Genomic DNA, 24082 nt, shown 5'->3' with positions numbered 1-24082 from the left:
AAGTTAAGCTTTTTTTAATATGAAATCCAACCTAATGGATCAACGGGTGTACTTCCGTTCCATACTTGGAAATCAAGGGTATAGGAACCGTCGAAATCCTGAGCTACTGTTCCTACAGGAGTGCCTGAAGAAACCTGCTGCCCTTTGGAAACGCTTACATTTCCTAAGTTGGAATAAATAGTAAAATAGCTTCCGTGTTTTACAATAACAGTTTTGGTTCCATCATTGTTTGCCAATACTGAAGATACTGACCCTGGGTACACAGATTTAGCGCGTGTACCTGAAGGAACAGAAATTTTTATTCCGTTATTTTCTTCGGTAATATTTTTGAAAACAGGGTGTGGCTGTCTTCCAAAACGGTGGGTGATTTGCCCGGCTCTGTCTGCAGGATAGCCCAGTCTTCCTCTGTTATCGGCAAAACTGCTTCCCGAAGAAGTAGTTACCCCATAACTTGTCATTGCCTTTGTTTCTGCTGCTTTTTTATCTTCTTCTTTTTTCTTGGTAAGAGCAGCTTCTGCTGCTTTTGCTGCTATTAGCTTATTGGCAGCTTCTCTTGATCTGGCAGCTGCTTCATCCGATGCTTTTTTAGCGGCTAATCTTTTGGCTTCATCTCTTGCACTGGCTTCTACTTTCGCTGCCTCTTCATTACGTTTTCTTTCTTCTTCAGCTCTTCTAGCCGCTAGCTCAGCAGCTCTTTTTGCTTCTGCCTCTGCCAATCTTCTTTCTCTTTCCAGGGCTTCAGCTCTGGCTTTAGCTTCGGCTTCAATTCTCGCCTTCTCTCTTTCTGCAGCAAGTTTGGCTAAACGGATTTTTTCAGCTTCAGCTTTTCTTCTTGCTTCTTCCTCTGCTTTTGCTATTCTTATTTCTTCAGCAATAATTGCTCTGATCTGTCCTTCCAGAGCTTTAGACTGAACTTGTTTTTGTTTAAGTTCAACCGTAAGTTTCGACTCGTTCTTTTTGAATTCAGTAACGAGCTGTTCTTTTTGTGCTCTTTCTGCATTAATTGTAGCAAGATCTTTCTGCTGGTTAATCAACAGATTTTCTTTTGCTTTTACAGAGTTTTGCCTTTGTGCAATTGTTTTTTTGATCAGATTGGCTGCATCAGTAATCTCATTAGCTTTCTTATCCTGGTAATCGGAATATTGTTTCAGATACTGTACTCTACGTATAGCTTCTCCCAAATTCTTGGAAGAAAGAATAAAGGTTACCTTATTTTGTACCCCTTTGTTTTTATAAGCATTTACAAGAACTTCAGCATAGTTTTTTCTTAAAACTGCCAATTCCTTATTCTGACGATTGATCTCCAGCTGACGCAGGTAGATATCATCCTCAATAAATCTTTTCTCTTTCTGGGTATTATTGTAAACCTTTTCTCTTAAAACTAACTTTTGATTAACGTTGGTGAGGTAGGCTAAAGAAAGCTTAGATTCGCTTCGGGTTTTCGCTAAATCTGAATTTATTTGTGCAATTTGTTTTTTAAGTTCGGCATTTTGTTTTTGCAGCTGTTCTTTATTCTGCTGTCCCAGGTGCAGTCCGAACACCAAAATACCTATTAAAAAGCTAAATTTTTTAATCATTTAATCTCAATTTTCTTATAACTGGAGGGTACAGAATAAGCTGTTTCCATCCTCGAAAAGTCAAATTTCGTATTTTCCATTAAAATCTGACTAGATTTTGAGCCTTTTATAATTATTTTAACATTTTTTGGAAGACGTATTCCTTCATATTCATTCCAGTCACTGTAAGAAATTTCAAGCTCATCCGGAGATAAAACATCTTTAAGGTTTACACTGAGTAAGTCATAATTCGTGTCATATTGCAGGACGATTTTATACTCCCTGTTTTTTTCGTCAGTAACAATTTTTTGATTGACCTTTGAGGTCATTTTATATCCCTGCGCATTTTGAGTGAGGGTAAATTGTGAATCACTGATCTTTACAAAAGTTCTGCCCATCAATATTTTCTCCAGAGACTTATAGTCGATGAAATTAACGTTCAGCAGATTATTGAGATAGTCAAAATCAGAATCAATATAGACCTTGTTTACTTTGTCCTGACCTTTTATGCCTTCAGGAGTGGCAATTCCTCTTGCCACATTCAGGAATACAGCTCTTAAGTTCATCCATACTTTTTTATCATTTTCAATATAGACAGTTGCATCCAGGGTAGGAATAAAACTTCCGGTTTCTACACGTACTTTACTGTCAATCTTAATCTGCTCAAATTTTGGCGGGATTAATACATGCTCAAAGAAAGTGAGTTTATCTCTCACCGGTTCATTTACATCTTTTGGATTTTTATTATTTTCTGCAGCGGTAATGCTGTCCCGTGGATTGCCATTATTATCTTTAATGGCATTTCTTGTTTTACAGGATGATAAGGCAAGAAGTAATAAAAGGAGTGGGATCCAATTTTTCATGTATTTATCTTTTCAATTAAAAAATACGTTGCAATATTAACGCCAAACCACACAAGATGTTTTGTGTGGTTTGATGATATTATATTTTAGGGTAAATAATTTCTGATCTTATTTATTTGGATAGAAAATCTAAAACAGAATAATCTCCCAAAGAAATTTCTCTTGCTACACCGAAATACTGTGCAGAATTACCAATCATGGAATTCGAAAGATTCCCATGGTTGATTTTAGTGTTCTCCTGAATAAGAGAGTGTTCAATATTTGAGTTTACAATTACAGTATTGTTTCCTAATGAAACACCAGGTCCTATTTTAGAATTAGAAATTTTCACATTCTCTCCAATAAAGCAAGGCGGAATAATCAATGAGTTTTCAATAGTTGCGGAAGCCGGGTGGTGTGACATTTCCTCCGTTTCATACGCTAGAATTTTACTGTTGGTTTCTACCGTAGCATTCTTATTTCCACAGTCCATCCAGTCGTTTACCTTTCCTAAAGTAAACTTGGCACCTTTTGCTCTAAGGTTTTCCAGAGCTGTAGTCAGCTGATATTCTCCACCATTTTTAATATCATTATCCATGATATAATTGATCTCATTCATTAGCTTTTCAGCACTGTTGAAGTAATAGATACCAATAATGGCAAGATCTGAAACAAAAGTTTGTGGCTTTTCAACAAAATCAGTGATAAATCCATAGTTGTCTAGCTTTACAACGCCAAATGCAGCTGGATCTTCTACGCTTTTCACCCAGATTACACCGTCTGAATTTTTATCTAGCTGGAAATCTGCGCGGAAAAGTGTATCTGCAAATGCAATCACGACATCTCCCTGCATAGACTGTTCAGCACATTTAATAGCATGGGCTGTTCCCAGAGGGTCATTCTGGTAGTATATACTTCCTTTTGCTCCCAGCTTTTCAGCAATCTGAATAAGAGACTTTTCGATCTCAGGACCAAAATCTCCGATGATAAAAGCTACTTCTTCAATATCTTCTCCTGCTACCTTAGCAATATCTTCTACCAATCTCTGTACAATAGGTTTTCCTGCAATAGGAATAAGAGGTTTTGGAACAGTCAGTGTATGTGGACGTAATCTGGAACCACGCCCAGCCATTGGAACAATAATTTTCATAAATTATATAAGTAAGTTTGTTTAAGTTTATTCCTTTTGTTAAAGATACTATTAAAACGCTTATTAAAACGTAATAACTATCATCTTTAGCAGTCTGTTTAATTGTATATGATAAGCTTGCTAAGCATCAAATTAGAGACCAAATTCTAAGATCTTTTTATAATTTTTAATAAAATAGCTTTTTCTTTGAAAGCTACCAGACAAAGAAACAGGATTAAAAATAAGTTTCCTACCAGATAATTGGTTCTGAAATAATAAAAAGAAACTAATGAAAATGTAATAGTAAAAATAAGATACATTAATATTTTTCCTGTATTATAATGGATTGGGTATTGTTTTTGCCCCCATATATAGGAAATAATCATCATTGACATAAAGGTTATCAGAGCAGCCATTGCGCTGGCCCAATATCCATACTGAGGAATGAATAAGAAATTGATAAGAATGGTAATAACGGCACCCATTACTGAAATATACAATCCTACCCGTGTCTGGTCTGATAGTTTATACCATATCGACAGGTTAAGGTAAATTCCTAAAAACAGAGCTCCCAACATTACAAAAGGAATAATTTCAATTCCTTCATAATAGAGAGGGTTTCTTAAATATTTTTCTGATATCCATTGAAGGTTAACCATGAGCCCCATATAAATAATACAGCTGCAAATGACAAAAACATCCATCAATACAGCATAGGTCTTATGGGAATCTTTATTCTTAAAACTTGAAAAGAAATAAGGTTCAATACCCAATTGGTAAGCCTGCCTAAAGACAGTAATGAAGGTTGCTATTTTATATACAGCTCCATAAACACCTATTTGATGACGGGCTTCTTCTTCAGGAAGCAGATATTTTAAAAATTGTCTGTCCAAAGTCTGATTAACAATACCCGCAAGCCCTGCAATCATAACCGGCCATGAATAATTCATAATTCTTTTCCATAAATTGAAATCGAATTTTGAGATGCTGAAACTGAAAAATTCTTTTCCTACGATTAAAAGGGTAATAATACTTTGAATGAGGTTTGCTATAAAAACATAACCAACGCCAAATTCAGGATTGTATTTTAGACCTAGTATTCCTTCAGGATGATTAGGAAGCCATCTGATAAAGAATAATACCAATAGGAAGTATACTGAAGAACCCGCTACCTTAGACAGCATATATTTAAAAGGTTTCCCTTGAAGCCTCAATATAGCTGAGGGAATAGTAGAAAATGCATCTAATGAGAGGATGAAAAGGAATATAATAAGATAGTTGACCTGATCGGGGGTTTCAAAGGCTTCTGCTAGCTGGTATCTGAAGACATATCCTAGAATAAGATAGATGAGCCCCATACTAATGATACTCACCGAACAGGTAGAAATCAATGTTTTCTTGTCGATATTATCTTCCTGTGCAAACCGGAAGAAGGAAGTTTCCATACCATGAGTAAGTAATACTGTAATTACTCCTGCAATGGAATACCAGTCTACAAATGGTGATGAAGCAGCAGGCCCGAATGCTTTTGTAACAATTGGGGCAATGATAAAGGGGAAAATGCGAACCAATACGGAGCTAAGCCCATATACAGCTGTCTGCCCAAATAATTTCTTATACAATTCGAAAAATTTTATGCAAATGTAAATATTAGAAATTGATTTTTTAGAAGTGATATTAAAAATTCATTCATAAACCTTAATTTTGCTTACAATGAAATAGAATGGATTTGTTATAATCTGATTTCTAAATATCTCTAACATCTAATTTCTAAAAGAGTAAATGAAAACCCTTATCAAAAACGTAAAAATAGTCAACGAAGGCAAAGTCTTTGAAAGCGATATCTTAATAGAAAATGATCTAATCTCTAAAATAGGCACTGATATTTCTGACGAGGCAGATCAGGTCATTGACGGTTCAGGAAAACATCTTCTTCCGGGCGTTATTGATGATCAGGTTCATTTTCGTGACCCGGGGCTGACTCATAAAGGAGATATAGAAAGTGAATCAAGAGCAGCTATTGCCGGTGGAGTAACGAGTTTTATCGATCAGCCGAATACCGTTCCCAATGCTGTTACACAGGAATTATTAGCCGATAAATATGAAATTGCCTCTCAGAAAGCTTATGCTAACTATGGTTTCATGATGGGAGGAACTAATGATAATCTTGAAGAGGTTTTAAAAACCAATCCCCGAAATGTTCCGGGAATTAAGTTATTCTTAGGCTCATCCACTGGAAATATGCTGGTTGATAATCCTGAAACCCTGGAAAATATTTTCAGCAATACAAAAATGCTTATTGCTGTTCATTGTGAAGATGAAGCTACCATCAGAGCTAATACACAAAAGTATTTGGATGAATATGGAGAGGACATTCCTGTAAAATTTCATCACTTGATAAGAAGTGAGGAAGCTTGTTATAAGTCTTCTTCAAAAGCCGTTGAACTGGCACAGAAAACGGGAGCGAGGCTTCATGTATTCCATCTTTCAACAGCTAAGGAAATGAGTCTTTTCAGAAATGATATTCCATTGAAAGAAAAGAAAATTACCGCTGAGGTATGTGTTCATCATTTAACCTTTACCAATGAAGATTATGAAACGAGAGGAGGCTTGATTAAATGGAATCCTGCTGTAAAAACACAAAAAGACAAAGATGGCCTTTGGGAAGCTTTATTGGATGGCAGAATTGATGTGATTGCTACCGATCACGCCCCACACACTGCAGAAGAAAAACAGAATGTATATACAAAATGCCCTTCAGGAGCCCCTTTGGTACAGCATTCATTAGTAGTGATGCTGGAGAACTACAGAAATGGTAAAATTTCTCTTGAACAGATTGTTGAAAAAATGTGCCACAATCCCGCTATCCTTTTCAGAGTTGAGAAGAGAGGCTTTGTGAAAGAAGGCTATAAAGCAGACCTGGTGCTGGTGGACCTGGACGAAAACTGGACGGTTGCCAAAGATAATTTATTGTACAAATGTGGCTGGAGCCCATTGGAAGGGATGAATTTCCATTCTAAGGTAACGCATACTTTTGTAAATGGACATTTGGTATATGATCACGGAAAAATTGCAGAAGAAAAGTTTGGAGAGCGTTTGCTTTTTGAAGTTCAGGAGTAACAAAATAAAAGATAAAACTGTAAAATCTTAAATTTGCTTTTGTAGCTATGCTGTAAAAGATATTTAGTAACAAGTATATTAATAGGAGCGGGCTTTTAGCCCGCTTTTTAATTTTAGAATATCCATTGGCTTTAGCCAAAACCTGCTAGAGACCAGAATATAAATCAAAAAAAACTGCCAAATGCAGTTTTTTTTCTTACAGAGTAAGTCTGTGTACTTTTTACAGTCATCTACTCAGTTCGCTTAATCTAAGAGCGTTTTTATTTATTAAATATGAATAATAGAAGGCTTTATGAAACACTTACTTCCTTGCTTTATTACTCATATAAAACGTAAGTTTTCCTCCGTTCATAATCTCAGCATGTTTCAAGGTGAAATTTTTAATCTCTTTTCCGTTTAAAAGAATCTTCTGAACATATACATTCTTTTGGCTTTGGTTGACGGCTTCAATTTCAAAGGTTTTTCCGTTTTCCAAATGTAAAAAAGCATGGTCAACGGCCGGGCTTCCGATTGCATAATCTTCTGAACTGGGAGCAACAGGGTAAAAGCCAAGTGAGCTCAGAATATACCATGCGCTCATTTGTCCGGTATCGTCATTGCCTCCCAGTCCGTCAGGAGTAGCTTTATACTGCATTTCTAAAATACGTCGGACTTGTGACTGGGTTTTCCAGGGTTGCCCTGCCCAATTATAAAAATAAGCAACATGATGAGCCGGCTCGTTGCCATGTACATATCCTCCGATGATTCCTTCCCGGGTAATATCTTCAGTATCTGCAAAAAATGCATCCGGCAAGTGCATCGTAAACAGCTCATCCAGCTTTGAGGCAAATTTTTTCTTGCCTCCCATCATTTTGATCAGTTCATCAGGGTCTTGGGGAACAAAGAAGCTGTAGTTCCAGGAATTTCCTTCAATGAAACCCTGTCCGTGTGTACTTAATACGTCAAAATCTTTTTTGAAACTTCCGTCAGCCAGACGCGGGCGCATAAACCCGATAGTGGTATCGAAATTATTTTTCCAGTTTTCAGAACGTTTGATGAATTGGTTATAAATATCTGTTTCACCCAAATGTTTTGCCAGCTGAGCAATTGCCCAGTCATCATAAGCATATTCTAATGTATTTGAAACTGAAGTTCCGTTCTTTTCAGCGGGGATATAGCCTAAATCAATATACTGACCTATACCCTCGTAATTCCTTTTATTGGCAGTTTCCACACAGGCTTTAAGAGCTTCTCTAGGATTACCGGTATAATTTCCTTTAATAATAGCATCCGCGACAACGCTTACACTGTGATAGCCACTCATACACCAGTTGTCATTGGCATAATGAGACCATATGGGAAGCATTTTCATCGAAAACTGATCGTAATGGGCCATCATTGATTTTATCATATCATTATTTCGCTTAGGCTGAATGATATTAAAAAAGGGATGAAGAGCACGGTAAGTATCCCATAATGAGAAGGTGGTATAATTTGTAAAACCTTTTGCCTGATGAATATTCTGATCCAATCCTTTATACTCTCCATTGACATCCATATAGACTGTCGGATTAATGAAGGTGTGGTACATGGCAGTGTAAAAGTTAGTCTTTTCAGTTTCAGATCCCTGAATGACAATTTTATTTAATTCTTTGTTCCAATCTTCCTGAGTTTTTGCTCTTACCTGATCAAAATATAAATTTCCTGTTTCTTTTTCCAGATTTTCCATGGCATTGATTTGGCTTACGGGAGAAATAGCAAGCTTTACTTCGATGGCTTCATTTTCATTAGTGTCAAAATCAAAATACATTTTCAGATTTTTACCGGCGATTTCCGGAAAGTTTTCCGTTTGGTTAAACTTTCTCCAAAATCCTTTATACACCTGTGTTCCATCATAATTTTTCTGGCCGTATGACTTAAAAGGTTTTGAAAATGTCATCGCAAAATAAACAGTCCGCGTTCTTGCCCATCCGTTTGTCTGACGGTATCCCGTTATTGTATTCCCATTTTCTACCCGAACATAAGTCCAGACATTTTTACTGTCATAATTATAAATTCCGGCCATTAGATCCAGGATGATGTGGGACTGATCCGATTTTGGAAATGTATAGCGGTGAACTCCGGTTCTGGTTGTTGCTGTTAACTCTGCCAGAATATTATAATCATCAAGTTTTACTTTGTAATAACCCGCTTCAGCTTTTTCATTCTGATGGGAGAAGCTGCTTCTGTAGCCATTTTCAGGATGAGAAGCTGTTCCGGGGTTCAACTGCAGTTTTCCAACGGTAGGCATGATAAGAAAATCTCCCAGATCAGAATGTCCGGTTCCGCTGAAGTGTGTGGAACTGAACCCTGTAATTGTTTTGTCTTCATAGCGGTAGCCTGCACAATATTTGTAAACATCACCATTGTATTTTCCATTGAGTTCATAGGAAATGGTATCGGTTTCGGGGCTCAGCTGCACAGCTCCGAACGGCGCAGTTGCACCGGGATAAGTGTGTCCCATTTTTTCAGTTCCGATGAGCGGATTTACATATTGGTATAACTTTTCAAACTTTTGAGCGTTAAAGTTTGAACTACAAAATAACAATGATAGAACAAGAGCAGTTCCCGGATTTTTCATGAGCAACGATATTATTAAGTGCTAAAATTAATTAAAAAAATAAAGAATATTATTTATGGCATTATTTATAAATTTAATTTAGGGACAATCCGTTCAATATTTATTATTTTTAGAAAAATATTATACATGAATTTATATACACAACCAATGTTGCGTGAAGGCGCACTGAAAGATAAAGTAGCGATTGTAACAGGAGGAGGAAGTGGCCTTGGAAAAGCCATGACTAAATATTTCCTTGAGTTAGGAGCCAATGTGGTGATCACTTCCCGAAATATTGAAAAACTTCAGGCTACTGCTAAGGAACTGGAAGAGCAGACAGGAGGGAAAGTTCTTTGTGTAGCTTGTGATGTGAGAAACTGGGATGAGGTGGAAGCAATGAAAGAGGCAACGTTGAAAGAATTTGGTAAAATAGATATCCTTTTAAATAATGCTGCTGGAAACTTTATCTCTCCTACAGAAAGGTTAACGCATTCTGCTTTTGATTCTATTTTAGATATTGTTTTAAAAGGGACAAAAAACTGTACACTTTCAGTGGGTAAACATTGGATAGATGCTAAACATGCAGGAACCGTTTTAAATATCGTAACTACCTATTCATGGACGGGATCTGCCTACGTTGTTCCTTCAGCGTGTGCTAAAGCCGGTGTTTTAGCCATGACGAGATCTTTAGCTGTAGAATGGGCAAAATATGGAATCCGTTTTAATGCGATAGCGCCGGGGCCTTTCCCTACAAAAGGTGCCTGGGACAGACTGTTGCCTGGTGATTTACAGGAAAAATTTGATATGAAGAAAAAAGTGCCTTTGAGAAGAGTGGGAGAACATCAGGAATTGGCCAACCTGGCAGCTTATCTTGTTTCAGATTATTCTGCTTATATGAATGGTGAAGTGGTAACTATTGACGGTGGGGAATGGCTTCAGGGAGCAGGAGAATTTAATATGCTGGAGGATATCCCTCAGGAAATGTGGGATGCTTTAGAAGCCATGATTAAGTCTAAAAAATCAAATTAAATAAAAAAAAAATAAATAAAAAGCTCCTGGATTTGTAACAATTCCAGGAGTTTTTTTTACCTATGTATAAAATAATTAAATGAATTGTAAACTTCCAACCCTGGTTTCTGCAGTTGCATTTTTCCTTTTTTCAGGATCTGTATATGCACAGGAGACGCCAAAATATGATTATGTAGAGGCGTTTAAGCCATTTTTTTATCCCCAGACAGGTACGGAAACCCGTTCTGCAAGTGGTCAGCCCGGTCATGCTTATTGGCAGAATTCAGCAGATTATTATTTGAATGTCAGCCTGAATGAAGATAAAAAAGAAATTGCAGGTACTGCTGAAATTACCTATACGAATAACAGCCCTGATGCATTGAGTTTTCTCTGGTTACAGCTGGATCAGAATTTATTTGCAAAAGATTCCCGGGGAAATGGAGTTGTTCCTATGTCGGGAAGCCGAAACGGAGCTCATGGTGAGGAACTGAATGGAGGATATCATATTAAATCGGTAAAACTGGACGGTAAAGAAGTACAATATACCATTACAGATACAAGAATGCAGATTGACCTTCCTAAGGAACTGAAAGCAAAAGGAGGTAAAGCAAAAATTGCCGTTGAATATTCTTTTATTTCTCCGGAATACGGTTCAGACAGAATGGGAGTGCAGGATACGAAAAATGGCAAAATATTTACCATGGCACAATGGTATCCTAGAATGTGCGTTTATGATGATGTATTGGGATGGAATACGATGCCTTATCTTGGAGCATCGGAATTTTATTTAGAATATGGAAATATTACAGCCAATATTACAGTTCCTTCCAATCATTATGTAGTTGCTTCCGGTGAGCTTCTCAATGAGAAAGATGTGTATACCAGAGAGGAAATCAACAGATGGAATGAAGCCAGAAACAGTGATAAAACAGTAATGATCCATTCTGAATCTGAAATTGGTAAAAATAAAACGGCCGGAACAAAAACCTGGAAGTTTAAGATTACACAGGCAAGGGATTTTGCCTGGGCATCATCTTCGGGGTTTATTATAGATGCATCAAGAATTAATCTTCCAAGTGGGAAAAAATCTTTAGCTATTTCTGCATATCCTGCAGAAAGTGCGGGAGATAAAGCATGGGGGAGATCTACGGAATATACCAAGGCTGCTATAGAGCACTACTCAAATAAATGGTACGAATATACATATCCGGCAGCGACTAATGTTGCAGGAAATGAAGGCGGAATGGAGTATCCGGGAATTGTGTTCTGTCATATGGATTCAAAAGGAGAAAGTCTTTGGGGGGTTACCGATCATGAATTTGGTCATAATTGGTTCCCTATGATCGTAGGTTCTAATGAAAGACTATTTGCATGGATGGATGAAGGTTTTAATACTTTCATTAACGGACTGTCAACGGAAGCTTTTAATAAGGGTGAATATTATAAAAAGCCAAACCTTGCCCGTACAGGAAGCTATCTGATGGGTGATAACCTGGAACCTATAATGGTAGGACCGGATAATATGAAGGAAAGGAATATTGCCGCTTTAGCCTACTATAAACCGGGCGCAGGATTATCCGTTTTAAGAGAAGCCATTTTGGGTCCTGAAAAATTTGATAAAGCATTCCGGACCTATATCAACCGTTGGGCCTTTAAACATCCTACGCCCTGGGATTTCTTCCACACTATGGAGAATGTTTCCGGAGAAGAGCTGAACTGGTTCTGGAGAGGCTGGTTTTTTAATAAGTGGAAAATTGATCAGGCTGTTAAAAATGTAAAATATATCAATGGAGATTTTAAGAATGGGGCTGAGGTAACTGTTGAAAATCTTGGCCAGCTACCAATGCCTACTACAGTACAGATGAAATTTAAGGATGGAACATCGAAAACAGTAAAAATACCCGTTGAAGTCTGGAAAAGAAATACAGAATGGACCTTTAAAGTAGATGCTGCTAAAGAAATAGATGAGGTGAAACTGGATCCGAATTCTGTAGTTCCCGATATTAACGCAAAAAATAACATCTGGACATCTTCTGATGCAAAACCTGTTGAAAAAATCAATGCAAAAGATTTTACAGGAATATATGGAAGCAAAGAGAACAATTTTAAGATCACATTTGTGGAGAAGAACGGACAGCTTTTTGGAAATGTAATGGGACAGCAGGAATTTCCTTTTGAGTACGCAGGAGATAATAGATTCACTTTTGACCAGGCCGAGCTGGCGGTTGTTTTCAGTAAAGATAAAAAGATGATTACGCTTACAGAAGGAGGAAGAGAATATAAATTCAATAAAGAATAATCTTGATTTAACAATATTATCATATAAAATAAGACTTCCCTGTCACAGAGAAGTCTTATTTTTGTCTCTTATTGATAAAATAAACTATGAATTTCAGATTTTCAATTATGCTCCTGATGCTTTTTGTATTGGGGTTTTCACAGGATCTTACGGTGATGAGTTTTAATATCCGGCTTAATGTAGAATCGGATAAAGAGAATGCCTGGCCTCAGAGAAAACAGGATGTCGCCGATTTATTAACCTATTACCATCCCGATTATTTCGGAGTTCAGGAAGCACTTCCCGAGCAGATGAAAGATCTTAAAAGCGGATTGAAAAACTATGACTATATTGGTGTAGGCAGGGATGATGGAAAAGAAAAAGGAGAGTTTTCTGCTATTTTTTACGATACCAAGAGGCTTGATGTCGTAAAATCCGGAACATTCTGGCTGTCTGAAACTCCTGAAAAACCTTCAAAAGGCTGGGATGCTGCATTGAACAGAATCTGTACGTATGCTGTGTTCAGGGATAGAAAATCTAAAAAAGAATTTTTAGCAATGAATCTTCATTTTGATCATGTTGGAAATGTGGCAAGGGTTAAATCTTCTGAATTGATTATAAAAAAGATTCGGGAACTTAATCCCAAAAACCTGCCGGTAACCTTAAGTGGAGACTTTAACCTGACAGATGATACAGAGCCGATTAAGATTCTTTCCCAACATATGAAAGATAGTTTCTATCATTCGGAAACGAAGCATTATGGTCCGGTAGGAACTTTTACAGGCTTTAATATCAACGAAGTACCTAAAGAAAGGATTGATTATATTTTTACAAAAGGTTTCAGGATCAAATCAAATAGACACATTAATGACAGAAGGGAAAACCTGCTGTATCCATCGGATCATTTTCCGGTGATTACAGAGCTTTCCTTCTAAGATCAATGCGTTGGAAAATCAACTTCAAATCCAATTCCTCTCAGGGATTGGATTTTTACTTCCGGGTCATGGCTGAAATATTTTCTGAGTCTGCTGATAAATACATCAAGGCTTCTTCCTGTAAAATAATCATTGGTTTCCCAGAGGTTATCCAGGATGTTGTCTCTTGTTATCGTGGTGTGATTATGCTTCAAAAGATAGACAAGGAGTTCCTGTTCCCGAACCGTAAGGCGTATGCTCCCCTCATTGTGTGAAAGTAAAAGTTTACTGGTGTCTAAAGAATATTCTCCAATCTTAATGTATGTTTCTACAGCCGTCGGTAAAGTTCTCCTTAGTATGTTTTTTATTCTCAAAATGAGTTCCTCAGGATCGCAGGGTTTGGCAATATAATCGTCTGCTCCTATTTTTAATCCGGTTAACCGGTCTATTTTCTGATTCTTGGCGGTTAAAAAAAGCAATGGGAAATCACTTTTTTCCTGCAGGATCATTTTAGCTAAAGAAAAACCATCAATATTAGGCATCATAATATCCAGAATTCCAATATGGAAAGGGAATTCGGAAGGGATTATTTTTACAATATCTTCAGGGTTTTCAAACCAGGTGACTTCAAAATCTTCCAGTTCAAGATATTGTTTCAGGATCATTCCGAAATCAGGATCATCTTCTGCTAAAAGGATTTTAGTTTTCATAAGGAATAGATATTTTAAAAGCAGTTCCCACTTTAGGCTGGCTGGAAACATGTATTTTGCCGTGATATTCTGTAACAATTTTTTTAACGATATACAGCCCAAGCCCCAATCCTTTATTGTTATGGATATTGTTGGCCTGTATCCTGTAGAATTTTTCAAAGATATTTTTTAATTCTTTAGTTTCCATGCCAAAGCCGTTGTCGGAAATTTCAATTTCTAAATGCTGTAGAGAACTGCTGATATTGATTTTTATACTGGAAGCACCATATTTTACACTGTTCTCACAGAGGTTTTTGATAATGGTTTCCATCAGGTTTTTATCAAAAGGAAGCTCCTGTGATATATTATTTTCAAATTTAAAATCTGTATTGAAGTAAGTGAAGGCCAGATCCTGAATAAAGAAATCCCAATCTTCAGGCTTTACGGGAGTAGCTTTATCCGGGAGTTCATCTTTGTGAAGCTGGGACATAAGGGCCTCAAGTCTGTAAATCTGCCGGTCAATAAGGGGAAGCGTTTCCGGATTCCATTCTTTCTTTAAAGTTTTAGAAGCTATTTTTAATGTGGCAATAGGTGTTTTGAATTCGTGTGATATATTGTCTACTACAGTATGGAGTACCTCTACCTGTTTTTGCTGGTTTATGAGGTTTTTAACAGTGAAGATATACAGCAGTAGAACGCTTGCAAGAAGGATGATACAGCAAATAATCAATAAGGTAAGTTCTTTAAATACAATGCTCTTAATATTGGCAATTTCAAATTCAGTTTTACTTTTGACTAAAAAAGTGTTTTTCCTTTCAATTTTTTCATTGTTTTTATCATTCCTTTTGGTGGAAGAGGTTTCCCAGCTGCTGGTTGTTGAAATTTTAGAATTTTTAACCTTGTTTTTTGTTTCAAAAATGATGATTGGCTGATCGATTATTTTAGTGCTGTCCGGAAGATGTATGATTGAGTAGTATTGAATTTTTGCAGAAATATCATAGCCTTCTTTTTTGAAACGGCTGCTGATATAACGATTTAGCTTTTCCCGGGTAGGTTGTCTGTTGTCTAAGAAGTGGTTTAAAAAATTTTTTTTGCTGATTTCCTTATCATAATATCTGATAATAATACTCTGAAGAGAATCATCTTTCATTTCTTTCGTACTCACATCCTCCAGTTTATCGGTGTAATTGGACAGACCTTCCTGAATAGACCTGTAGATATCCCTTTCTTTTACCTGATACGTTTTATAAATGAAATAGACCTGGATTCCCAATAAAATCAGGAATAAGGTAGCGAATAGAGGAATAAGGTATCTGCTTTTGGACATCATTAAAACAAAGATAAAGCTTTAGCTATTTTCGGGGAGATTTATTTTGATATTAACCTTTCATTAACCCGTACATACACTGTATTTTTCTGTTTCTTAAGAGGAAAAGAACAGGGCAATGGACGTTAACCTATCATTAACCTCCTGTTAACCGAAACTTCCCCTTTCATTTCAGAGTTTTGTACCATAAAGCAAGACAGTCATATTGCTTTGTGTCATTCAAAAAAGAGTAATGATGTATAAAATTTTCCTTTTTCTATGTTTTCCCCTGTTGGTATTTGCCCAAAAGCAAAAACTTGAAGGAATGGTTGTCAGCAATCAGAATGAAAAGCTTTCCGCAATAAAGGTGGAACTCTATAATTCCCGGAATGAACTGATTAAAGTGTTGAAAACAAATATTGACGGCAGCTTTATTTTAGAAGGAATTTCAGAACAAAATGTAAAGCTTGTTGTGAAGAACGAAGGATATGCCCTGTATGAAAAGAATCTGGACCTTCAAAATCCTGAGCCATTGCATATCATCATGAAAAAAGAATCTCATGAAATAGGAGAGGTGGTGATGACCAAGCGCAAGCCTTTGGTGAAAAGGAAAGTAGACCGTTTGGAGTTTAATGTGGAGAACAGTAATATTTCATCACTCAATGCCTGGGAGATTTTGAAAAATACACCCAATGTAACGGTTAATAATAATATCCTTAGTGTAAAAGGAAGTACCGGAATTTTGGTGACCATTAATGATAAAAAGGTGATGCTGACTGGCGATGAGCTCAAAAATCTCCTGGAAAATACTCAGGGAGATGAGGTGAAGTCTGTAGAAGTGATTACCAATCCTCCTGCAAAATATGAAGCATCGGGAAGTGCAGTGCTCAATATTATCATGAAAAAAAATAAAGTTGAAGGCTACCGGGGAATTTTGTCATCTAAATATATACAGACACAGTACGCAAAAGGTGTTTTCGGACTTTCTCAATATTATAAAAAAGATAAACTCTCCGTTATGGCGAGCTATTATAAAGGGATGGGGACTTACTACAGGGAAGGAACAGATTATGTCAATTATCTGGAAAGCCAGAAGAGATGGGTAAGTACGATGAACAGGAAGGATAAAAACCATAACCAGAATACCCTGAATTTTAATGTGGAATATGAGTTGGACAGTTTGACTAGCTTAAGTCTCAACTATTCAGGGTTTTACTCTCCAAAGTCTTATGGAATATACAATGTTCCCACAATAATCTATAATAATCAGAATATTGCTGAGTCTGATTATACCACAGTTAATGATCACCAAAACCGCAGTATTAATAATTCTTTAAGCTTTCAGATAGATAGAAAATTGAATAAAAAAAGTAGCCTGTCATGGATTAATTATTTTACAGGAAACAACACCGATAAATATCAAAATGTGATCACTTCCCTGAATTTTGCCGGACAGTCTCCAAGGGAAGAGAATTTTATGACCCAAAATAAAACTGATGTTCAGCTCTATTCCACACAGGCAGATTATCAATGGAAAAATGAAAAATTTGACCTTGAATCCGGCGTAAAATACAGTTTTGTAAAAACAAACAGCAGATTGGATTTTTCTGATAATGAAAATGGAATGCTGCAGTACAGACCGGATAAAAGCAGTATTTTTGATTATAAGGAACATAATTTTGCCGTTTATTCTTCTTTAGGATACACCATCGGAAAATGGAACTTCAAAGCCGGGCTGCGTGCAGAAATGACCGACCTGGAGGGAATTGTTTCTGAGCCTTATGACCGGAATAAAAATAAATACTGGAACCTTTTCCCTACTTTTTACACCCAATATACTACGGAAAATAAGCAGGAATTTGGATTTTCCTACGGCAAACGCATCAGCAGGCCTACCTATTCCTGGCTGAATCCTGCAAAGTCTTACTATAATCTTTTCTCCTATTACCAGGGAGACCCCAAATTAAAAGCGACCATTACTCATAATCTTAACTTTACCTATTCCTGGAAAGAGTGGAATCTCGATCTATACTACCGAAAAGAGATCTATCCTTCTATGGAAATTTCCTTTCAGGAGCCCAATACCAACAGCCTGATCTACTATTTTACCAATATTGAAAAAGGAGAAGCTTTCGGACTGAGTGTATATAAGAATTTGCAGATAAAACCATGGTGGAACCTTATTCTGTCCGAAAATCTAGAACATAATGAAAATTATTTTAAAGGTACCGACGGAATACTGTACAAAAATAAAGTATGGAACTGGGTTTCCAATGTTTCTACAAGCTTTACGCTGGATAAAAGTAACGACTGGAAATTAGAAGTGGGACACCGTTACTATTCTCCGGGAATACAGGGAACATTTAAAATTTCGAATGCCTGGACTGCTTATTTTGTAATGAACAGGAAGTTTTTCAACAAAAAACTGGATGCCAGTTTTATATTCAATGATATCTTCAGGACCATGGGGCAGAAAGTAAGCACCCAATATGCCAATCAGGATAATTATTTCCTGGATTATAACGATACACAAGGCTTTACCTTCTCTTTGAAGTTCAATTTTGGAAACCAGTCTGTAAAGAACGCCAAAACGATAAAAAAAACAGAAGAACAGGAACGATTGTAAATAATTAAACAAAATACGGTTATTGTTAAATATTCTTATCAAAGAATTTGCTGCTCTGTGTCACATTTTCGCTATTTTTGATACCAATCTTAAAAAAGATAGTTATGAAGAGAATTTTTTCCGGTGTGATGGTGGTGGTTTCATTATTCCTGCTTTCTGCACAGGACTTATATATGCCGAGAAATATCAAAAAAGCCTATGAAAAAGGAACGCGCGACATTTCGGGAGCGCCGGGTAAAAACTATTGGCAGAATAAAGGAATTTATAATGTTGAAGTAAAGGTAGATGCCAATACAAAAATAGTTTCAGGAAAAGAAACAATTGTTTACACTAACAATAGCTCAGATAACCTTAATGAATTGGCCATCAGGTTTGTTAATAACCTTCATAAGCCACAATCTCCAAGATCAGGAACGGTCTCTAAAGATTTTTTGTCTTCGGGACTTAAAATCAAATCATTTATTGTAAATGGTGAAAGGTATGATATTGACAGCGATGATTGGGGAACTGTTGAAAAAGTGAAATTGAAATCAGCTTTAAAATCAAAATCAAAAGCTGAGGTTAAAATAGAATGGGAATACCCGCTTTCTGTGCAGAGTGGAAGAGAAGGACAGATAGATCCTGAAACTTTTTATGTAGCTTATTCTTTCCCAAGAATTTCTGTATATGACGATTATAATGGATGGGATATGCTTCCCCATTCAGACAGACAGGAGTTTTACAATGACTTTAATGATTATAGTTTTGCTATTACGGCTCCCAAAAATTATGTGGTTTGGGCAACCGGGGATTTCCTGAATCCTGATGCTGTCCTTCAGCCGGAATATTTAAAAAGATATAAAGCTTCCCTGAAGAGTGATAAGCTGATACATATTGCAACAGAGCAGGAAATGAAGTCCGGGAAAGTAACCAGACAGAATAAATGGAATGTTTGGAGGTTTAAAGCGAACCATATTACTGATTTTTGTTTTGCATTAAGTAATCATTACGTATGGGATGCGGCCAGTGTCCAGCTGAAAACAAAAAGAGCGAGTGTGCAGGCAGGATACAAAGCCGGAGCGAAAGATTTCGAACAATATGTAGGGTGGATGCGCTATAATCTGGACTGGTTTTCTAAAAACTGGCCGGGAGTAGAATATCCTTATAATGTAATGACAGCCATTCAGGGATATGCTGATATGGAATACCCGATGATGATTAATGATTCCAGTATTCCGGATGATCTTCAGGATGCAAGACTTACTGCCGATCATGAAATTGCGCATACCTATTTCCCTTTTTATATGGGAATCAATGAAACAAGATATGCTTTTATGGATGAAGGATGGGCAACAACATTGGAATATCTTATAGGAATTGATGAAAACGGTGAGGCTAAAGCAAAAGAATTTTATAAAAACTTCCGTGTTAAAAAATGGATCAATGATGCTTCCGCAGAGCAGGATCAGCCTGTTATCACTATGAGCACACAGGTAAGCGGCTCCGGCTATGGAAATAATTCTTATGTAAAAGCATCGTTATCCTATCTTGCCCTAAAAGATTATCTTGGAGATGAATTGTTTAAAAAAGCATTGCATCATTATATGGATAACTGGAATGGTAAGCATCCTGTTCCCTGGGATTATTTTAATTCTATGAATACAGGATCCGGAAAAAATTTGAATTGGTTCTTCCATAACTGGTTTTATACCAATCATTATATAGATGTAAAAGTGGCGGGAGTTTCCCAGATGAATGATCTGCTTACGGTAAATATTATCAATGTAGGAGGCTTTGCTATTCCGTTTGATGCTATCCTGTCTTATGAGGACGGAACAACGGAGAAGCTGCATTTTTCACCTTCCATTTGGGAGAAAGACCAAAAGCTAACTGATCTTGTGATTCCCATCAAGAAAAAAGTAAAATCGGTACAGCTGGATGGAGATCTTTTTATGGATTACACTCCGGAAGACAATACTAAAATACTATAAAAGCAAAGCCTTCAGATTTTTGAAGGCTTTTTTATTTTAAAAATAGGCTGTTAACCGTAAACCTAACGTGATATAATTGATTCTTTCCTTTGCAATGACATGATTAAGCTCTTCATTTAATTCGTCGTTTTCTTTTATTTCATCACTAAAATGATATCGGATCGTAGATTTTATCTGGTTGTAATCGGCATATAATGTAAGTCCTATTCCGGGATTGAATTTATAAGTAAGGGAAGCTCCCGTATTCCACCGGAAAGCGGGCTTAGGTTTATAACTGGCAATAGGAAGCTCATGAGTTGGTGTGTCTATGTTGTCACTTTTTATAGAGACTTTTCCGCTTGCTGTGGCTGCGTATCCGGCAGTGGCTTTTAATGTAAACTGCCATTTATCTGAAAACTCGTGCGAGAAATAAGGCCCTATTCCGGCACCTAGAAAACCTAAAGATTGGGTAATAATAGTGTAATCTCCAAAATCTTCTCCGTTATCTAACGTTTCTTTTAGAGGCTTAACGGGAAAGCTGCTAAAGGTGATGTCTGCTCCGATACCCCATTTTTTTGAAAAGAAATAAGCTCCTTCCAATCCGCCTTCAAAGCCTACTTGTTTTTTATTGTCAAGATCAGACTCTTTCAGGAAATTTGTTGTACCCAATGCTGTGCCCAGTTTTATAGCCAGGAAAGAAGGATAATCATTTCCCTGTATCCTCGATAAAAGACTTAAATTATCACCTTTGTTTTTATATATTTTGTCAATAAAGAAATAGCCTAATTCCGTAGATATAATACCTATTCCTGCACCGGCTAATACATCAGGAAGCCAGTGTCTGTTGTTTAAATTCCGCCCAAGCGCCGTAAGAGTGGCTGTACTATATCCTCCAATACTGTATGCTGGGTTTACCATACCATATTCTTTATGCAGAAAACTTGCATTGGTAAAAGCCATAGCAGCGTGGCCGGATGGGAATGAATTATTTTTAGAGCGGTCAGGTCGTTCAACTTTTGATGTATATTTGATTGAATTCACCACAATACCCATAATAGCTAAACTGGTAATGTAAGAAAGTGTAGCTCTTCCTATATTGTTCCGCCCTTTAACTCCCGAAAGTTTTAATCCGTAAACAGCAACTGCAGGAGCATATTGCAGATAATCATCATATTTTGCCTTGAATGTAGGAAGATAGCGGTTTCGGACTTCACGGATATTTTCCTTCTCTCCCCAGGTTGCTGCAGCAGCTGTAAAAAGTATGGCTGGAGCTATAGATTTTTTCACCCATTCTTTTTTGAAGAAAGTTGTTTTATTTTCAATAGGTATATCAGAGCTTATTAATGAAATATCTTTTTGCAGATTTCGAGACTGAACAGTATCTTGTGCTTTATAACAGCATAAATGTAAAAACATGCTGGCTGCTAATATTATTTTTTTCATCTTTGTTGTTCTGAAATTAGAATCGCATAAAAGTATAAAAAAAATCCATCCCTAAATTGGGACAGATTTTTTTTAAGCAAATCTTAATATATTAATGGTTTAATATACTCTCAACCCTGATCTTGGTCCGGATGCAGAAACCACAGCCTGCATTCTTTGTTTTTGATTGGTTGTAAACATGACCATGATCTTGTCATCCACATAATCCATGTAATTCATGAAGATTTGAGAACGGCTTACTCCACCGCAAGCACGGCTAAGAGGATAAGAAGGTGTTCCGTAATTTGGACCAGGCGAAACAGGTGTATCATTAGAGTAATCTGTCTGGCAGCCTGTGTTTGATGAACCCCAAAGGTGAGGAAGATTTAAATAATGTCCCACTTCATGAGTGGCTGTTCTTCCCAAATTGAAAGGTGCTGAAGTTCCGGATCCTGTTCCTATATAGGGAGCAGCTATTACTACACCATCTAAGGAGCCAGTGATGGTTCCCGGATAATAAGCATATCCAAGGGTGCCGCCTGTCATTTTATTGACTACCCAAATGTTTAGGTAATTGTCTGGAGTAGTAGCTGCAATACCTGTACTTGCTGATTTCATCTTATTCTCGTCAGGATTCCAAAGCGTTGTGCTGTTTTGCTTTCTCACTGTTTTAGCTAATCTGAATCTGATTTTGGTGTCTCCGGCCTTTACAGGAACGAATTCTGATGGTGTATTGCTGTTGTCTGCATTGGTAGCTCCATAATCTCTGTTCAGGACATCAATCTGGGATTGTAAGCGCGTGTCAGATACATTTTCACTGCTTGTGTTGTAAACAACATTGAATACTACAGGAATTTCTACGGTACCATCTGCCAATACCTTGCCTACTTTTATGTCGTTAAGACGCTTTTCCGTAAACTCTTCAATAGCGTTAACTCTGGCTCTGGCTGCAGGATCTGTACTTAGAATTTTGTTCCTCATTTCGTCCGACGGGCAAGATCTTCTGCTGGCGGTTTCCTGAGGTTGCATGTCCTGTTGTTCCGTTACAGAATTGACATCGTTGTTACAAGAAGCCAGAAATAGAATTCCAGCTCCAAAAAGAAGTTTTTTCATATTATATTATTTTGGTTTTGAGTTTGTGAATTTATATTAAATAAACTTAATGTGCAAATTATTTCTTAATTTATTTAATTATTATTAATCTTTATTGCTAATGGTTGTGATTATCCTAAATAAATTTAATTTAATTTGAATTTTAATCAATTTCAGTAATTTTGTTTTTATATTTCACTTTTTTGTGTTTTTTGACTAAAAAAAATACTATTGTTTTTGATTTTTAATGAAAATTTAGTCATCTGGTATATCCGTTTCAAGCCGTTGGAAAAGGAAGCTAATTGTCCCGTAAATTTTGCTGCGATCACTGCATTTTTTTAACTGGAGGATAATGACCTTTTATCATTATGATGTTTGAGGATTAAACTTCTTAAAAATAAAAAAATCCATCTCAATGGAGATGGATTTAAAATATTAAATTGAATTGTATTTAGATGTATTATAAAACTCTTAACCCTGCTCTTGCTCCGGATGTGGCAACTACAGCCTGCATTCTTGTTTTTTGTCCAGATGAGAACATAAACATGGAAGCATCATTTACATAATCCATATAATTCATGAACATAACAGACCTTTTTACACTATTGCAGGTGTTGTATAATGGGTATGTTGGTGCGCCTCCATTAGATGAGGTTTGTGTAGGAGTATCATCTACTAGGTCATTCCCACACATTGCATCTCCCCAGATATGTCTTAGATTCAGATAATGTCCTACCTCATGAGTAGCAGTTCTGCCCAGATTGTAAGGAGAAGAAGCTCCTGTTTTTCCAAAGAATGGAGCAGCAATGACTACACCATCATTTAATGATCCTGCAGATTCAGGAAAAGTGGCATAGCCAAGAATGCTTTTTCCTTGAGAGGTCATTTTACTTACCACCCAAATATTTAGATAGTTGGTTGGGTTGGTAGCATCAATACCGCCAGATGAGGCTTTTTTCATGGAATCATCTGTTTTCCAGCCTGTTTTAGTTGTAGATTTTCTTATAGTATTAACTAATCTGAATTGTACTTTTGTATCACCTGCTTTTACTGTTTGAAATTCTGTAGGAATACTACCGGCGTCAGTGTTTGTTCCGGAATAATCAGCATTTAATACAGCTATTTGCTCTGCAATCCTTGCGTCTGAAACATTTCCTGCTGTGCTGCTGTAGATTACATTAACTACAACCGGAATTTCTACGGTCCCATCTGCCAAGACTCTTCCAAGTTTTTGGTCATTGGCAAACCTTGCTGTATTGGCTTCCAGATCAGCAAACTTTTGTCGGAGTTCGGGGCTGTTTTTTAAAGCTTCCTCTCTGATTTCTTCTGATGGGCAGCTTCTTTCCAAAGCCATTGATGAAGAAGAAACTGCCGGATCTGTAGATTCTTCATTTTGATTTGAAATGTTGTCGCTGTTACAAGCTGACATAAAGCTAAGTACAATAGCTCCAAATAATAATTTTTTCATATCGTTTCTTTTTTGTTTGAGAATGTGAAATTATAGTATTTGAAATTAATATCCAAAATTATCTCAATTTGTTTAGTAAATTACTATCGAATTGGTGTTTTATTT

Annotated in this window: 16 protein-coding genes; 6 read left to right on the top strand and 10 right to left on the bottom strand. The window is 36.7% G+C overall.

The annotated features are described in order from the left end of the window. Positions 1 to 14: 14 nt before the first annotated feature. The 4 genes from LQV47_RS21495 to LQV47_RS21480 form a co-directional block, all read right to left on the bottom strand. Positions 15 to 1577 (bottom strand): peptidoglycan DD-metalloendopeptidase family protein, encoded by a 1563-nt coding sequence (locus tag LQV47_RS21495; RefSeq protein WP_230041176.1) that lies wholly within the window; start codon positions 1575 to 1577, stop codon positions 15 to 17. Continuing rightward, entirely contained in the window at positions 1574 to 2419 is an 846-nt protein-coding gene (locus tag LQV47_RS21490; protein WP_230041175.1) for a DUF4292 domain-containing protein, read from the bottom strand. The genes LQV47_RS21495 and LQV47_RS21490 overlap by 4 nt, the downstream gene beginning before the upstream one ends. 112 nt (positions 2420 to 2531) lie before the next feature. Continuing rightward, a complete protein-coding gene (locus LQV47_RS21485; RefSeq protein ID WP_230041174.1) occupies positions 2532 to 3548 on the bottom strand; it encodes a sugar phosphate nucleotidyltransferase in 1017 nt (338 codons plus the stop codon). Between the two features lie 146 nt (positions 3549 to 3694). Beyond that, complete coding sequence (locus tag LQV47_RS21480) at positions 3695 to 5149, bottom strand: oligosaccharide flippase family protein (RefSeq protein ID WP_230041173.1); 1455 nt, start codon at positions 5147 to 5149, stop codon at positions 3695 to 3697. Positions 5150 to 5309: 160 nt separating this feature from the next. Here LQV47_RS21480 and LQV47_RS21475 point away from each other — a divergent pair, with 160 nt between their 5' ends. Beyond that, positions 5310 to 6647 carry a dihydroorotase gene (locus LQV47_RS21475; RefSeq protein WP_230041172.1) on the top strand — a complete coding sequence of 446 codons (1338 nt, stop codon included), beginning with the start codon at positions 5310 to 5312 and terminating at the stop codon, positions 6645 to 6647. Positions 6648 to 6948: 301 nt separating this feature from the next. Here LQV47_RS21475 and LQV47_RS21470 read toward each other — a convergent pair whose 3' ends face one another. Beyond that, positions 6949 to 9246, bottom strand: a complete 2298-nt coding sequence (locus LQV47_RS21470) for a GH92 family glycosyl hydrolase (protein WP_230041171.1) — start codon at positions 9244 to 9246, stop codon at positions 6949 to 6951. A gap of 126 nt (positions 9247 to 9372) precedes the next feature. Here LQV47_RS21470 and LQV47_RS21465 point away from each other — a divergent pair, with 126 nt between their 5' ends. The 3 genes from LQV47_RS21465 (at position 9373) to LQV47_RS21455 (ending at position 13446) form a co-directional block, all read left to right on the top strand. After that, positions 9373 to 10254: an SDR family oxidoreductase gene (locus LQV47_RS21465; RefSeq protein WP_230041170.1), complete on the top strand. Its 882-nt coding sequence runs from the start codon at positions 9373 to 9375 to the stop codon at positions 10252 to 10254. A gap of 79 nt (positions 10255 to 10333) precedes the next feature. Continuing rightward, positions 10334 to 12532: a M1 family metallopeptidase gene (locus LQV47_RS21460; RefSeq protein WP_230041169.1), complete on the top strand. Its 2199-nt coding sequence runs from the start codon at positions 10334 to 10336 to the stop codon at positions 12530 to 12532. Positions 12533 to 12618: 86 nt separating this feature from the next. Beyond that, complete coding sequence (locus tag LQV47_RS21455; protein ID WP_230041168.1) at positions 12619 to 13446, top strand: endonuclease/exonuclease/phosphatase family protein; 828 nt, start codon at positions 12619 to 12621, stop codon at positions 13444 to 13446. Positions 13447 to 13448: 2 nt separating this feature from the next. Here the strand turns inward: LQV47_RS21455 and LQV47_RS21450 are convergent, their stop codons facing one another. Next, on the bottom strand, positions 13449 to 14135 hold the full coding sequence (locus LQV47_RS21450) for a response regulator transcription factor (protein ID WP_230041167.1): 687 nt from the start codon (positions 14133 to 14135) through the stop codon (positions 13449 to 13451). Then, the gene (locus tag LQV47_RS21445) at positions 14125 to 15444 is read right to left on the bottom strand and encodes a HAMP domain-containing sensor histidine kinase (protein ID WP_230041166.1); all 1320 of its coding nucleotides are present in this window, start codon (positions 15442 to 15444) and stop codon (positions 14125 to 14127) included. The genes LQV47_RS21450 and LQV47_RS21445 overlap by 11 nt, the downstream gene beginning before the upstream one ends. Positions 15445 to 15673: 229 nt before the next feature. Between LQV47_RS21445 and LQV47_RS21440 the strand changes: the two genes are divergently transcribed. Both LQV47_RS21440 and LQV47_RS21435 read left to right on the top strand, forming a co-directional pair. Continuing rightward, positions 15674 to 18046: an outer membrane beta-barrel family protein gene (locus LQV47_RS21440; RefSeq protein WP_230041165.1), complete on the top strand. Its 2373-nt coding sequence runs from the start codon at positions 15674 to 15676 to the stop codon at positions 18044 to 18046. Between the two features lie 104 nt (positions 18047 to 18150). Beyond that, positions 18151 to 20016: a M1 family metallopeptidase gene (locus LQV47_RS21435; protein ID WP_230041164.1), complete on the top strand. Its 1866-nt coding sequence runs from the start codon at positions 18151 to 18153 to the stop codon at positions 20014 to 20016. A gap of 36 nt (positions 20017 to 20052) precedes the next feature. Here LQV47_RS21435 and LQV47_RS21430 read toward each other — a convergent pair whose 3' ends face one another. The 3 genes from LQV47_RS21430 to LQV47_RS21420 form a co-directional block, all read right to left on the bottom strand. Next, a complete protein-coding gene (locus LQV47_RS21430) occupies positions 20053 to 21438 on the bottom strand; it encodes a phosphatase PAP2 family protein (protein ID WP_230041163.1) in 1386 nt (461 codons plus the stop codon). A gap of 99 nt (positions 21439 to 21537) precedes the next feature. Then, on the bottom strand, positions 21538 to 22530 hold the full coding sequence (locus LQV47_RS21425) for a zinc metalloprotease (RefSeq protein ID WP_230041162.1): 993 nt from the start codon (positions 22528 to 22530) through the stop codon (positions 21538 to 21540). Positions 22531 to 22969: 439 nt separating this feature from the next. Further along, entirely contained in the window at positions 22970 to 23977 is a 1008-nt protein-coding gene (locus LQV47_RS21420) for a zinc metalloprotease (protein WP_230041161.1), read from the bottom strand. Between the last annotated feature and the right edge of the window lie 105 nt (positions 23978 to 24082).

This window comes from Chryseobacterium sp. Bi04 (assembly GCF_918698085.1).
Taxonomy (GTDB): Bacteria; Bacteroidota; Bacteroidia; order Flavobacteriales; family Weeksellaceae; genus Chryseobacterium.
Note: the sequence above shows the minus strand (reverse complement) of the source record. Positions and strands in the feature narration are given on the sequence as shown.

Bases quoted from the DNA above. Each gene is read 5' to 3' on its own strand.
- LQV47_RS21425 (WP_230041162.1), bottom strand. From the start codon at position 22,530: ATGAAAAAACTTCTTTTTGGAGCTGGAATTCTATTTCTGGCTTCTTGT.
- LQV47_RS21485 (WP_230041174.1), bottom strand. From the start codon at position 3,548: ATGAAAATTATTGTTCCAATGGCTGGGCGTGGTTCCAGATTACGTCCA.
- LQV47_RS21470 (WP_230041171.1), bottom strand. From the start codon at position 9,246: ATGAAAAATCCGGGAACTGCTCTTGTTCTATCATTGTTATTTTGTAGT.
- LQV47_RS21450 (WP_230041167.1), bottom strand. From the start codon at position 14,135: ATGAAAACTAAAATCCTTTTAGCAGAAGATGATCCTGATTTCGGAATG.
- LQV47_RS21440 (WP_230041165.1), top strand. From the start codon at position 15,674: ATGATGTATAAAATTTTCCTTTTTCTATGTTTTCCCCTGTTGGTATTT.
- LQV47_RS21455 (WP_230041168.1), top strand. From the start codon at position 12,619: ATGAATTTCAGATTTTCAATTATGCTCCTGATGCTTTTTGTATTGGGG.
- LQV47_RS21445 (WP_230041166.1), bottom strand. From the start codon at position 15,444: ATGATGTCCAAAAGCAGATACCTTATTCCTCTATTCGCTACCTTATTC.
- LQV47_RS21430 (WP_230041163.1), bottom strand. From the start codon at position 21,438: ATGAAAAAAATAATATTAGCAGCCAGCATGTTTTTACATTTATGCTGT.
- LQV47_RS21495 (WP_230041176.1), bottom strand. From the start codon at position 1,577: ATGATTAAAAAATTTAGCTTTTTAATAGGTATTTTGGTGTTCGGACTG.
- LQV47_RS21420 (WP_230041161.1), bottom strand. From the start codon at position 23,977: ATGAAAAAATTATTATTTGGAGCTATTGTACTTAGCTTTATGTCAGCT.
- LQV47_RS21460 (WP_230041169.1), top strand. From the start codon at position 10,334: ATGAATTGTAAACTTCCAACCCTGGTTTCTGCAGTTGCATTTTTCCTT.
- LQV47_RS21465 (WP_230041170.1), top strand. From the start codon at position 9,373: ATGAATTTATATACACAACCAATGTTGCGTGAAGGCGCACTGAAAGAT.
- LQV47_RS21490 (WP_230041175.1), bottom strand. From the start codon at position 2,419: ATGAAAAATTGGATCCCACTCCTTTTATTACTTCTTGCCTTATCATCC.
- LQV47_RS21435 (WP_230041164.1), top strand. From the start codon at position 18,151: ATGAAGAGAATTTTTTCCGGTGTGATGGTGGTGGTTTCATTATTCCTG.
- LQV47_RS21475 (WP_230041172.1), top strand. From the start codon at position 5,310: ATGAAAACCCTTATCAAAAACGTAAAAATAGTCAACGAAGGCAAAGTC.